The 12987-nt window shown below is 37.4% G+C and carries 12 protein-coding genes; 1 reads left to right on the forward strand and 11 read right to left on the reverse strand.

What is annotated here, in order from left to right; genetic code table 11:
* Positions 1 to 62 precede the first annotated feature (62 nt).
* A complete protein-coding gene (locus tag D1953_RS02485) occupies positions 63 to 1007 on the forward strand; it encodes a 4-hydroxy-3-methylbut-2-enyl diphosphate reductase (protein WP_119115553.1) in 945 nt (314 codons plus the stop codon).
* A 41-nt stretch (positions 1008 to 1048) separates the two neighbouring features.
* Here the strand turns inward: D1953_RS02485 and D1953_RS02490 are convergent, their stop codons facing one another.
* The 11 genes from D1953_RS02490 to glyQ form a co-directional block, all read right to left on the reverse strand.
* Positions 1049 to 2167: a Nif3-like dinuclear metal center hexameric protein gene (locus tag D1953_RS02490; protein WP_119115554.1), complete on the reverse strand. Its 1119-nt coding sequence runs from the start codon at positions 2165 to 2167 to the stop codon at positions 1049 to 1051.
* Positions 2167 to 2871: a tRNA (adenine(22)-N(1))-methyltransferase gene (locus tag D1953_RS02495; RefSeq protein ID WP_119115555.1), complete on the reverse strand. Its 705-nt coding sequence runs from the start codon at positions 2869 to 2871 to the stop codon at positions 2167 to 2169. The genes D1953_RS02490 and D1953_RS02495 overlap by 1 nt, the downstream gene beginning before the upstream one ends.
* Positions 2872 to 3003: 132 nt before the next feature.
* Positions 3004 to 3375, reverse strand: coding sequence for a cytochrome c550 (gene cccA / locus D1953_RS02500; RefSeq protein WP_119115556.1), 372 nt, complete (start codon positions 3373 to 3375; stop codon positions 3004 to 3006).
* A 221-nt stretch (positions 3376 to 3596) separates the two neighbouring features.
* Complete coding sequence (locus D1953_RS02505; protein WP_119115557.1) at positions 3597 to 4133, reverse strand: hypothetical protein; 537 nt, start codon at positions 4131 to 4133, stop codon at positions 3597 to 3599.
* A gap of 120 nt (positions 4134 to 4253) precedes the next feature.
* Positions 4254 to 5384: an RNA polymerase sigma factor RpoD gene (gene rpoD, locus D1953_RS02510; protein WP_119115558.1), complete on the reverse strand. Its 1131-nt coding sequence runs from the start codon at positions 5382 to 5384 to the stop codon at positions 4254 to 4256.
* Positions 5385 to 5420: 36 nt separating this feature from the next.
* Complete coding sequence (gene dnaG / locus D1953_RS02515) at positions 5421 to 7229, reverse strand: DNA primase (RefSeq protein ID WP_119115559.1); 1809 nt, start codon at positions 7227 to 7229, stop codon at positions 5421 to 5423.
* Positions 7230 to 7277: 48 nt separating this feature from the next.
* Entirely contained in the window at positions 7278 to 7760 is a 483-nt protein-coding gene (locus D1953_RS02520) for a YaiI/YqxD family protein (protein ID WP_245979835.1), read from the reverse strand.
* Between the two features lie 436 nt (positions 7761 to 8196).
* On the reverse strand, positions 8197 to 9009 hold the full coding sequence (locus D1953_RS02525; protein ID WP_119115646.1) for a pyruvate, water dikinase regulatory protein: 813 nt from the start codon (positions 9007 to 9009) through the stop codon (positions 8197 to 8199).
* Between the two features lie 26 nt (positions 9010 to 9035).
* Complete coding sequence (gene ccpN / locus D1953_RS02530) at positions 9036 to 9680, reverse strand: transcriptional regulator CcpN (protein ID WP_281271519.1); 645 nt, start codon at positions 9678 to 9680, stop codon at positions 9036 to 9038.
* Positions 9681 to 9962: 282 nt separating this feature from the next.
* On the reverse strand, positions 9963 to 12032 hold the full coding sequence (gene glyS / locus D1953_RS02535; protein WP_119115561.1) for a glycine--tRNA ligase subunit beta: 2070 nt from the start codon (positions 12030 to 12032) through the stop codon (positions 9963 to 9965).
* The gene (gene glyQ / locus D1953_RS02540) at positions 12019 to 12915 is read right to left on the reverse strand and encodes a glycine--tRNA ligase subunit alpha (RefSeq protein ID WP_119115562.1); all 897 of its coding nucleotides are present in this window, start codon (positions 12913 to 12915) and stop codon (positions 12019 to 12021) included. Before glyQ ends, glyS begins: the two co-directional genes overlap by 14 nt.
* Between the last annotated feature and the right edge of the window lie 72 nt (positions 12916 to 12987).

A 12987-nucleotide genomic window follows, 5' to 3' on the forward strand; every position in this document is an offset into this window, starting at 1 on the left:
TGCTCATTCCTCCTATATAATAAAATTAATCGTTTTTTTGCTTTTATAAGGAGGACATATAGATGAAAGTAATCAAAATATCACCGCGCGGCTATTGCTATGGCGTTGTCGATGCCATGGTTATCGCTAGAAATGCGGCTTTAGATAAAACATTGCCTCGCCCCATTTATATTTTAGGCATGATTGTGCATAACAAGCATGTGACCGATGCCTTTGAAGAAGATGGTATCATCACACTTGATGGCAAAAATCGAAAAGAAATTATTGAGCAGGTTGATTCAGGAACCGTGATTTTTACTGCTCATGGTGTCTCACCAGAGATCCGTAAAATTGCAGAGGAAAAAGGGCTCGTGACGCTTGATGCCACATGCCCGGATGTAACAGTGACTCATGACTTAATTCGTGCCAAACAAAAAGAAGGCTATCAAGTCATTTATATCGGCAAGAAAGGACATCCAGAGCCAGAAGGAGCGATTGGTGTTGCGCCAGATATCGTTCACCTTGTCCAATATGCTGAAGATGTAGAAGCATTAACCATTGAAAGCGATAAAATTATCGTTACAAATCAAACAACAATGAGCCAATGGGATGTTTTAGATATTATGGAAAAAGTAAAAGAAAAGTATCCGCATGCTGAAGTACACAAAGAAATTTGCTTGGCAACTCAAGTTCGTCAAGAAGCCGTTGCACAGCAAGCCGGTGAAGCGGACGTTCTCATTGTTGTCGGTGATCCAAAAAGTAATAACTCGAATCGTTTAGCTCAAGTTTCAGAGGAAATTGCTGGGACGAAAGCATACCGAATTGCGGATATTTCTGAGTTAAATCTTGATTGGTTAAAAGATATCGAAACCGTAGCGGTCACATCAGGTGCCTCAACGCCAACACCAATTACCAAAGAGGTTATTACCTTCTTAGAAAAATATAATCCAAATGATGAATCTACATGGAATACAGAAAAGAAAACACCATTAAATAAAATTTTACCGAAAATTAAAGTACCTAAATAACAATAACAGAAAAAGTCGTCCATGGACGACTTTTTCTGTTATTAAATAAATGTAAACGGGTCTGTATTTAATTTAGACGGAATAAAGGTCACATCTAGCTTTCGTTCCTGACACATATTCGATAACACCGTTGCCACACCTTGCTTCATTACCTTTTCCACATTATGTCCTGGGTCTACAATATTTAAACCGATCATCATCGCATCATGTGCAGTGTGGTAATACATATCACCCGTCACATAGACATCTGCCCCTTTAAATTTAGCAGTTGTAAAATATTTATTACCATCTCCACCGAGTACGGCTACTTTTTTAACTGTTGTATTCAAATCCCCTACAACACGCACTCGATCCACGTCTAATGTACGCTTCACATGCTCAGCAAACTGTTCAAGTGTCATTTCATCAGCAAGAGAACCAATTTTTCCGAGGCCTAATACTTCTCCTTTGTTATCTAAGCAATACAAATCATAAGCGACCTCTTCATATGGGTGTGCCTTAATCATAGCTGACAGCACTTTTTTCTCGATATTTTCTGGAAAAATCGTTTCAATTCGCACTTCTGATACCGATTCTAATGTGCCTTGCATACCGATTGCCGGTTCACTACCTTCTCCCGGTAAAAATCTTCCGATTCCTTCAGCAGAAAATGAGCAATTGCTATAATTTCCAATTGCACCAGCTCCAGCTTTTCCAAGCGCTTCTCTTACTTGACCCTCGGTCTCAACAGGAACGAACACAACGAGCTTTTTCAAAGCGATTTCATGCGTTGGAGCTAATACTTCCGTTTGCTGTAATTGCAGGGCTTCCGCTAGTAAATCATTCACACCACCCTTTGCAACATCTAAATTCGTATGAGCAGCATACACGGCAATATCATGCTTAATCAATTTCTCAACAATTCTACCAGCTGTACTCGTTGTATCAATTTTTTTGAGCGGACGATAAATAAGCGGGTGATGGGCAATAATGAGCTCCACGCCATTTTCAATCGCTTCATCTACTACTTCCTCCAGTACATCTAAAGCAATCATTACTTTTGAAACAGGCTTATTTAAAGAGCCAATATGAAGACCAATTGGATCTCCCTCCATTGCGTAATGCTTCGGAGAAAACTGCTCAAACAATTCAATAATTTGATATCCATTCGCTTTTTTCATTATGCCAACACCTCCTCAATAACCTTAATTTGCTTCAATAATTCATTTCGTTTTTCTTCTAAATTAGTGTTTCCACTTGCATCCATTTGCGCAATTACATTTAATAAATGATCCTTTTCTTGCATCCATTTTTTTATAAAAACAGGACTGCGCTGCGCTTGCAAAAACGGGCCAAACTGAAGACCTGTTTCATGCTTATTTTGATAAGGCTTAAGCGGCTCCCCTACTTCAGCCAGTAAAATTTCATAGATTTTCCCGTCTTCTTCAAGAATTTCTTCCGCTTTCAATTCCCATCCATTCTCTATTAACCATGTTCGAACGTTTTTGGAACCTACATTCGGCTGAAGAATAAGACGCTCTACTTTTGTTAATTTCGCTTTACCTCTTTCCAAAATGCTTGCAATCAATGTACCTCCCATGCCAGCAATCGTGACAGCCGTTGCTTCGCCAATTTCGAGAACATCTAGCCCGTCCCCTTTACGGACATCAATCTTATCCTGTAAACCGGTTTCTAGTACTTGCTTTAGCGCCGATTGATAAGGTCCCTCTACGACTTCCCCAGCGATTGCTTTCACACACAACTGATTGTTAATCGCATAACAAGGAAGGTAAGCATGATCCGAACCAATATCCGCTAGAACACTTCCTTTTGGAATATATGAGGCGACACGCTGCAAACGCATCGATAGTTTTTCATGATTCATCTAAATCAACTCTCTTATATGTATTTCAAATCATTTTCTCTAAGATTATAACAAAACTTTACTTGTTCAGCGAAATTTATCTATACAAAAAAGAACTGAATTGTCTCATACGGACAACTCAGTGGTTTTTCATTATTTTAACCCTTGTAAAAATTCAGTCATTCCATCCAGCTGATCTTCTTGTACTAATCCAGGAGGCATAGGACCTTTCCCATTCGTTAAAATATTTTTAATTTCATCTGCAGATAATCGGTCGCCTACACCTTTTAAAGCAGGACCGACACCGCCTTGATACGCGTCACCATGACAGCTAATACAGTTTTGTTTATAAATATCTTCAGGGGTTGCCGCTGCATTTTCAGTAGATTCTTCAGTCTTGCCACCGTTTTCTTGCTCCTTAGCCATTTGTTTAGAATCACTTAAACCTTTGAAAGAAAGCATAAACATAAGTGCAATTCCAAACACCATAATCACAATAAATGGTACAACTGGATTACGCTTCATAGAATTAACCCCCCATAGAACCTAGACTGTTTGAATCAGATTATTCTGTCCAAACAACTATTAATTTACTTAAACATGGTTAAGGAAAAGAGTAAAAAATAAACAGATATATTCTATTTTGTTAAATTTAACAAATATTTATGCACTTTCTCAAGGTTTGTCTCAACTACCACTACTATTATATAGTACAACAATTACCAATTTTTTTCCATAAAAAACCATTAAAAAAATAACCTTGCTAAAAAATAGACAATAATGAAAGCTCCAATGACTCCAGAGATAGAAAAATACAATAATTTTAATCGGCGGCCTACTACAAACCAAACAACACATTGAACTAGCAAGACTATATACAGAGCACCAGTACTATTCGGAAATACCAGGTCAACAATATGAACCGATTCCATAAGAACGGTTAATGCTAAACCAACTAAAGCTAACTGCAATAACCATGAACTTTGAATATAACGATAAATAAAGGAACCAAACATAATAATGAAAAATGCTGTAATTGTAATTTGCAATCCCTTGTTAATTTCAGTAAAATAATTGACAAATAAGGTTAGAAAAAAAAGGGATGTAAATATCCATAATGGAATGGCTAGGGACCTGCTGCTCTTTTTTTGCGGTGATATAATTTGTTCTTCACCGCAACTATATAAAGTCAATAAATAATCGCAATATTGCTCAGGTAAAAGGTTCGTTTGCTTCCAATACTTGATTTCCTGTAAAATAATTTTTTTACGTGTTTCATTCATATTCCCACCCTCAATTTCAAATTCCTTCTTACCTACTATATCGGCAAAAAGAAGGAACTATTGAGAAGGAAGAAAGAGCCGAACTTGATATACATCAAGCCGGCTCTCAGAGTGTTTTTTCTATTCTAAAAAGTCTTTTAAACGTTTGCTTCGACTTGGATGTCTCAGCTTACGCAATGCTTTTGCTTCTATTTGTCGGATACGTTCACGAGTAACACCAAACACTTTCCCTACTTCTTCCAATGTTCGAGTGCGACCATCGTCTAACCCAAATCGAAGACGTAGAACGTTTTCTTCACGATCTGTTAACGTATCTAGTACATCTTCAAGCTGTTCTTTCAAAAGTTCATACGCTGCATGCTCTGAAGGAGATGTTGCATCTTGGTCTTCAATAAAGTCACCTAAATGCGAATCATCTTCTTCCCCAATAGGCGTTTCAAGAGAAACAGGCTCTTGAGCAATTTTCAAGATTTCCCGAACTTTTTCTGGAGTTAAATCCATATCTTCCGCAATCTCTTCTGGAGTCGGTTCACGTCCTAAATCTTGCAAAAGCTGTCTTTGCACGCGTATTAATTTATTAATCGTCTCTACCATATGAACTGGAATTCGAATTGTTCTTGCTTGGTCAGCAATAGCACGAGTAATAGCCTGACGAATCCACCAAGTTGCATATGTACTGAATTTAAAGCCTTTACGATAATCGAACTTCTCAACAGCTTTAATCAGTCCCATATTACCTTCTTGGATTAAATCCAAAAATAGCATACCTCGCCCTACGTAGCGCTTCGCAATACTAACAACAAGTCGTAAGTTCGCTTCAGCTAATCGGCGCTTTGCTTCTTCGTCTCCCTCTTCAATACGTGTTGCTAAAGAAATTTCCTCTTCAGCAGATAATAAATCTACTCGTCCAATTTCCTTTAAATACATACGGACAGGATCATTAATTTTTACACCTGGAGGAACACTTAAATCATTTAAATCAAACTCTTCTTCTTTTTCCAGTTCTTTCCCATTCGGATCATCTTCATCTTCTTCCTCACCATCTGTGAGAATTTCAATGCCATGTTCACCTAAATATTCATAGAACTCATCCATTTGATCAGAGTCTAATTCAAAGCCGCCAATTTTAGCAGCAATTTTTTCTAATGTTAATGAGCCTCGTTTTTTCCCTAACTCTAGTAACTGCTCTTTTACTTGATCAAGACTTAATTCATTATCAACCTCTTTGGAACGTGCTGGTTTCTCAGCCATTAGTTCCCCTCCTTCCAAAACTTACACTTACCATTCTTACAACATTTTTCTCAATTGAATAATCTCCATCGCAATCCGGGCAGCCGCTTGTGTATCGTTACGTCTCACCGCTTCCTTTTCTTCTTCTTGTTTTTCTTTTATCTTTAACATTTTTTCATATTTCAACACTTGATTTATATAATCTGTCAGTTCCTTATCAGATACTTCCTCACTTACTGACATCATTTCTATTTCAGAAACAATTCTTCTCAAGTTTTGATCAGGTAAATATGTTAGAAAAAAACTGGTATCCGGCTCATGATCATCTTCATAATAAGCGTATAGATACGTAATGATTGCTTGGTGTTCATCCAAATGAAAACGATTGTTTCCTAACATTTGTTGAATTTTATAAGCAGTTTCTTTACTTTTTAACATATGAGCAATTAAATATCTTTCCGCATTCTGATGCGCGGGTCTTAGCTTATGCTCATATTGTAAAGTTACTGTTTTTTGCAAAGAAGGTTGTGGCAATGTTCCTTTCTTTCGTTCATTGAAAAAAATTTGCCGTTGCTGTTTCTCTAGGGCATCTAAAGAAAGTGAAAATTCGCTTGATAGCTGGCGCAGATAATAATCTCGCTCAACAGCATTTGGTAAGCGCGAAATTTCCTTTAACACTTCTTCAATATATTGAATCCTATCTCCTTCACTATTTAGATTTTTTCCTAAACGTAAATAGTGAAGCTTAAAAGCCATATAGGTGTGACTAGCCCCTATTACTTCAGAAACAAAGCTTTTTTCACCAAATTTCTTTATGTAGTCATCGGGGTCAAGGTGGTCTGGCATGAGCGCCACTTTTATCCCAAAACCGTTTTCATGAAGCATATTAGCTGCACGATTTGCCGCGTGTAACCCAGCCGAATCAGAATCATAACAAATAATAATTTGATCTGTATTCCGTTTTAAAAGTTGCAAATGCTGTTCTGTCAAAGCTGTTCCCATTGTAGCAATCGAATGTTCAACGCCTGCACGAACAGCTGAAATACAGTCAGCAAAGCCTTCAAAAATAACCGCCTGCCCCTTTTTTCGAATATGCGGCCTTGCTTGATGAAAATTATATAAGGTTTTGCTTTTATTAAAGATTGGCGTTTCAGGACTATTTAAATATTTAGGTTGATCCTCACCTAACGCTCTCCCCGAGAACGCAATCGTATTTCCTTGATGATCCATAATCGGAAACATTACCCGATTACGAAAACGGTCAAAATAAGATTCGCCTTTCTCTCTAAAAATAATGAGACCTGCTTGCTCCATTAATTCTGAAGAAAATCCTCTTTTCTTTAAAAACTTAGCTGCAAAATCCCATGAATCTAGCGCATAACCGATTTGAAATTGTTCAATTGTCTCCTCAGTAAACCCACGATTTAATAAATACTCTAACGCTTCTTGACCTTCATTTGTATGAACTAGAAGATGGTGATAAAATTTTCGTAATAAATCATGCGCTTCAAGCATTTGCTCTGAACCAGCCGGCAAATTGGAGCGTGATTGTCCTTTATTGATTTCAACATCTAAAGAAACATTTCCTTTTTCCGCTAAAATCTTAGCCGCTTCAACAAAGCTATATCCTTCTATATCCATTAAAAAAGTAAAAACATTACCACCTGCTCCGCAACCAAAGCAATGGAAAATTTGCTTTTCAGCAGAAACGGAAAATGAAGGACTATTTTCACCATGAAAAGGACATAGACCAAAATAGTTTCGACCTTGTTTTTTCAATTGAACATATTCGCCAATTAACTCGACGATATCGACCGATTCGCGAATTTCATTAATTTTTTCATCTTCTATTCGGGCATTTGTCATATTCTCACCTTATAATTTAGGTGATTGTTTATTATTCGATATGTACGGCTAAATTCCTTCAAGGTTCGACAAAATTTTTGCAAGTACTTGTGCAAATTTAATGCGATCTTCCTTCGAGAATGCTTTTGGCCCTTTTGTATGTTTACCAGCTCTGCGCATTTTAGCGGAAAGGTAACGCATATCTAAAAGCATCGAAATATTCTCTTCGGTATATTCTTTTCCCTTTGAAGAAAGAACATATACAGCTTTAGGGAGTAATGTTCCAGCCAATCCAATATCATTTGTTATAACAATATCACCCTTTTTTACTGCGTTAACGATATATAAGTCCGCCGCTTCCTTATCTGCATCAACATATACCCATTTTCCTTCCGGATTACTCATCATATTTTTGTAGGAAGCAACGAATATAACGTCCACCTTAAATAATGAAGCAGCATCCAAAATTTCTTTTTTCACAGGGCATGCATCTGCATCAACGTAGATTGATGGTTTATCGTCCATAACATTAAATTCTACATCTTTCTCCATAATCCTTTTTCTCCACTGAATCTTTATCGCAAATTAACAGGCAATAAACGCCTACTTAGAAATCGAGAGAAAGCGATAAAAAGAGAACAACTACCTGTACAGACTTTGATTATGTCGCAGTTACCTCTTCCGTAAATGGACATTTTACTTTCTCTCGTTCATGAATAGGTGAATGAATGTATAACGTAAACCTTGACTTCTCGTTAATCACTAGTTTATTCCTTATTAAGGAACTCTAAACCTTTATAATACAATTTCTCGCATTTTTTTATTATAATCTATTTTTTTAAAAGTTGCCATCATTTCAAGCTAAAAAATTTGTTTCTCCATCCACTTTTTTATAGCCGTGTACACAAAAAAGCGGATGGAACAATAAGCTATACATTATATGTTAGCTTATCGTCCATCATCATGTATGAATTCGTCATAAAAATGGTTAGTTCACGCTTCGATTTTGAAGAATATTAATGATTAAATTAGCTGTTTCTTCAACAGCTTTATTTGTTACATCAATGATTGGACATTTAAGGCGCGAAACAATAGAGTCAAAATAGGTTAGTTCCTCTTTAATTCTTTCCATATTCGCATAGATAGCATGGTCATTTAGTCCAAGTGATTTCAAGCGTTCTTTCCGAATATGATTGAGTTTTTCTGGGCTAATTTTCAGACCAATAATCTTTTCCGGCGACACTAAAAATAATTCTTCTGGAGGCTTTACTTCCGGAACGAGCGGCACATTCGCTACCTTATAACGCTTATGAGCTAAATATTGCGAAAGTGGCGTTTTAGATGTTCGAGACACACCAACTAACACAATATCCGACCGTAAAATCCCTCGTGGATCACGTCCGTCATCATATTTCACAGCAAATTCAATCGCCTCTACACGCTTGAAATAATCATCATCAAGCTTGCGTACTAAACCTGGCTCATTTAAAGGCTTAAACGTCGCTCGTTGTTGAAGCAAGTCCATAAGCGGACCTAAAATATCATGAGCAGGTAGATTTTCCTTTTTAATTTGCTGTTCCATATATGCTCGAATGTCTGGCTTTACGAGCGTATACACAATAACCGCATCATTTAATTTAGCAAGCGAAATGACTTCATCAACATTTTGTTCATCTTCTATGTATGGTATTCGCTTGATTGCAAAAGAAGCCCCCATAAACTGGCTCGCCGCTGCTTTTGTTACTAATTCCGCTGTTTCTCCTACTGAGTCCGATACAACATATATGATTGAACCGTTCATTCCTGTCATGCCTTTTGCGAGCCCCCCTAAAACTTTTCGTCTGCTAAAGCTACGAAAGCTTTTGTTATATTCGTTTTTGTAATTCGACCAATCACTTCGTAGCCCTTTTCCGTCTCCTTCACGACCGGCAACGAATCAATTTGCTTATCAATCAGCTTTTTAGCTACATCAATCATTAAATCTTCTTTTGTACACATCGTAATATTCGGCATTCTCGTCATAATAACATTAACAGGAATGGATGATAACTCCTGCTTCCCGATACTTGCTCGTAATAAGTCTTTCCGTGAAAGAACTCCTACTAATACGGATTGCTTATCAACAACAAATAACGTACCTACATCTTCTAAAAACATCATGACTATTGCATCATATACGGAAATACTCTCGTTAACAACGACCGGTATCGATTGATAATCCTTTACAAAAATATGATTTAAACTATCCGTCAAAAGTTGAGTCCCCGATCTGCCAGAATAAAAATACCCAACACGCGGTCTCGCATCAAGAAAGCCTGCCATCGTTAAAATTGCTAAATCTGGTCGAAGTGTTGCTCTTGTCAGATTCAATCGATCAGCAATATTTTCACCCGTGATTGGCCCATTTTCTTTCACAATTTGTAGTATCTGTTCTTGACGCTTATTCAATTCGATTTTAATCACCACCCTAATGCGTTAAGAGAGAAAAAGGATATCTGTTTTTATAATGATTAGTATATTCCATTATTATATCGTAAATAGACATAAAATTGTTATCTCCTGCTTGTTTATATATTTTCAGGAAACTTCCATCTACTCACATCATCCTTTATCAAAACTGCATCCTACTAAAAGACTCTTATTAGATCGTACTGTTCATTTCAACTAATCATCTTGTTTAACATAGCGAAAAAGAAAATCGGATACCACTATACAAACATCGTCTGAAGCAGTATCCGTTCTTTTGTATCATTATTACGATACAATAATTTTATTCATCGCTGCATAAGTAGCCACTAAATCACTAATCTCTTTCATGAGTGATAGACGGTTATTACGGATAGATGAGTCGTCTGCCATAACCATTGTATGCTCGAAATACTGTTCAATATCCGTTTGAAGAGAAGCTAATAATTCATAGCGCTCTGTTTCATTATCTGCTTGTTGATAAGCAACAGACACACGTTGATAGTTCTCATAAAGTGCTGTTTCCTGAGTATTTTCAAATTTAGCAGCATCCACAGATACTTGATGTTCACATTTACCAGCAATATTCATAACACGACTTAGTGCTTCTAGCTCTTCTTTAAAGCCTGCTTCGTTCTTCTTAGCTTCCAACACGCCAGCACGCTCTACAAGAGATGAGATATAGCCAATTTCACCTAATAAAACCGCATCAATTAAATCATAGCGAATATGCTGTTCCTGCAGCATATGCTTAATTCGAGCTTTAAAGAAAGTAAGCATATCTTCCTGCACATCGGCAAGCTCACGCTTCACAATATTTTTCGCTTCTACTTCGTGCAATGCTAAAGCGATGATTGCTTCTAGAGAAATATTCCACTTCTTCTCCGCTAAAATTTGGACAATTCCGCTCGCTTGTCTTCTTAATGCATACGGATCTTGGGAGCCGGTAGGAATAATCCCGATTGCAAAAAATGATGCGATAGTATCCATTTTTTCAGCAACACTTAAGATGGCGCCAATCGTTGAAGGCGGTACGCTATCGTCAGCAGACTTTGGCATATAATGTTCATGAATTGCCGCCGCCACTTCCTTCTCTTCTCCTTTTAAAAGGGCATATCTTTCTCCCATGTAGCCTTGTAATTCCGGGAACTCGTACACCATATGACTGACTAAATCAAATTTAGCAATGCGTGCTGCACGAAGGGCTAACTCTTTATTAACAGATACTTCAAGTGCATCGACTAACGCTCCTGTAATAGCTGTAACACGCTCTGTTTTCTCTGCTAACGTACCAATTTCTTCATGGTAAACAATTGTTTCAAGCTTTTTCAAAGCATCTGCAATGTCTTTCTTCTGATCTTCTTTGTAGAAGAACGCAGCATCGGAAAGACGCGCACGCAATACTTTCTCATTTCCTTTCGATACCGTTTCTAAATGACGCTCATCCCCATTTCGAACAGTAACAAAGAAAGAAAGCAAGTTGCCAGCTTGATCTTTTACAGGGAAATAACGTTGATGTTCTTTCATAGATGTGATTAATACTTCACTTGGCAGCTCTAAAAATTCTTCTTCAAAACGACCAAATAAAACCGTTGGATATTCAACTAAGTTGTTGACTTCCTCAAGCAACTCTTCATCAACTGGAATTACCCAATTATTTTTTGCTTCTAGCTCTTTAATTTGTGTCAAAATCATATTGCGACGTATATCCGGGTTCGCAATAACAAATTGCTCAGTTAAACGTGCTTCATATTCGGCAGGATCTTCAATTGTGATTGTTTCCCCTAAGAAGCGATGGCCTTTTGTTATACGGTTTGTATCTACATCAGCAATGGTAAAAGGTACAATTTCCTGACCAAATAATGCAATTAACCATTTAATCGGACGGACAAAACGAAGCTCTTGGTTTGCCCAGCGCATATTTTTACCAAATGTCATGCTTGTAATAAGATTCTGCAACTCCACTAGTAACTCTTTCGTCGGTTGTCCTTTAATAAATTTATTTAAATGAACATATTCAACGCCTTTAATTTCTTTAAAATAAATGTCGTCGGTTGTCAGTCCTTGACCTTTTGTAAAACCAATTGCTGCTTTTGACCAATTGCCTTCCGCATCCATGGCAATTTTTTTAGCTGGTCCTTTTACTTCCTCTTCAATATCCTTTTGTGCTTCTGCCACATCCGTAACAAGAAGCGCTAAACGTCTAGGTGTTGAAAAAGCTTGAACATCACCGAATTCGATTGCTTTTTCTGTGAACCATTTTTGGACCTTATCCGCCAATTGGTTCATTGATGATGTCACAAAACGTGCTGGTAATTCTTCTAAACCAATTTCCAATAATAAATTACGCTTGCTCATTTGTATTCTCCCCTTTCACTTTTAAAATCGGGAAGCCTAATTTTTCCCGCTCTTCGTAGAAGGTTTTCGCAACCTTACGCGCTAAATTTCGGCAGCGAGCGATATATCCTGTTCTTTCTGTAACCGAAATAGCCCCTTTTGCGTCTAATAAATTAAATGTATGAGAACACTTCAACACATAATCATAAGCTGGATGAACAAGTCCCTCTTCCATTTGACGATGTGCTTCTGCTTCATACATCGTAAATAGTTGGAATAACATATCTAAATTCGATGTTTCAAACGTGTATTTAGAATGTTCATATTCTGGCTGACCAAAAATATCGCGTACAGTAAAACCGTCTGTCCACTCTAGTTCAAATACATTTTCTTTCTCCTGAATATAAGAAGCTAGACGCTCAATTCCATATGTAATTTCGACTGAAACAGGTTTACATTCAAGTCCACCCACTTGTTGGAAATACGTAAATTGTGTAATTTCCATTCCATCTAACCATACTTCCCAACCAAGACCTGCACAACCTAATGAAGGGTTTTCCCAGTTATCTTCAACGAAACGAATATCATGCTCAAGCGGGTCAATTCCAAGAGCTTTTAAAGAATCTAAATATAACTCTTGAATATTGTCTGGCGATGGCTTCATAATCACTTGGAATTGATGATGCTGATACAGACGGTTTGGGTTTTCACCATAGCGTCCATCCGCAGGGCGACGTGATGGCTCCACATATGCTACATTCCACGGCTCTGGTCCAATCGCTCGTAAAAATGTATAAGGGCTCATTGTGCCTGCACCTTTCTCCACATCATAAGCATTCATTAAAATACAGCCTTGTTCAGACCAATGTTTCTGTAACGTTAAAATCATATCTTGAATATTCATTCCTGCACCTCCAAATTTTCAAAGCAAAAATTAAATTTTTCGCCTTCCCTGCTGAGTTTGGCTATTTACTTG

The organism is Peribacillus asahii (genome assembly GCF_003570725.1).
Lineage (GTDB): Bacteria > Bacillota > Bacilli > Bacillales > DSM-1321 > Peribacillus > Peribacillus asahii.

What these genes read in the sequence shown, in the direction of transcription:
- D1953_RS02485 (WP_119115553.1), top strand. Translation starts at nt 63, where the DNA reads ATGAAAGTAATCAAAATATCACCGCGCGGCTATTGCTATGGCGTTGTC.
- D1953_RS02490 (WP_119115554.1), bottom strand. Translation starts at nt 2,167, where the DNA reads ATGAAAAAAGCGAATGGATATCAAATTATTGAATTGTTTGAGCAGTTT.
- D1953_RS02495 (WP_119115555.1), bottom strand. Translation starts at nt 2,871, where the DNA reads ATGAATCATGAAAAACTATCGATGCGTTTGCAGCGTGTCGCCTCATAT.
- cccA (WP_119115556.1), bottom strand. Translation starts at nt 3,375, where the DNA reads ATGAAGCGTAATCCAGTTGTACCATTTATTGTGATTATGGTGTTTGGA.
- D1953_RS02505 (WP_119115557.1), bottom strand. Translation starts at nt 4,133, where the DNA reads ATGAATGAAACACGTAAAAAAATTATTTTACAGGAAATCAAGTATTGG.
- rpoD (WP_119115558.1), bottom strand. Translation starts at nt 5,384, where the DNA reads ATGGCTGAGAAACCAGCACGTTCCAAAGAGGTTGATAATGAATTAAGT.
- dnaG (WP_119115559.1), bottom strand. Translation starts at nt 7,229, where the DNA reads ATGACAAATGCCCGAATAGAAGATGAAAAAATTAATGAAATTCGCGAA.
- D1953_RS02520 (WP_245979835.1), bottom strand. Translation starts at nt 7,760, where the DNA reads ATGGAGAAAGATGTAGAATTTAATGTTATGGACGATAAACCATCAATC.
- D1953_RS02525 (WP_119115646.1), bottom strand. Translation starts at nt 9,009, where the DNA reads ATGAACGGTTCAATCATATATGTTGTATCGGACTCAGTAGGAGAAACA.
- glyS (WP_119115561.1), bottom strand. Translation starts at nt 12,032, where the DNA reads ATGAGCAAGCGTAATTTATTATTGGAAATTGGTTTAGAAGAATTACCA.
- glyQ (WP_119115562.1), bottom strand. Translation starts at nt 12,915, where the DNA reads ATGAATATTCAAGATATGATTTTAACGTTACAGAAACATTGGTCTGAA.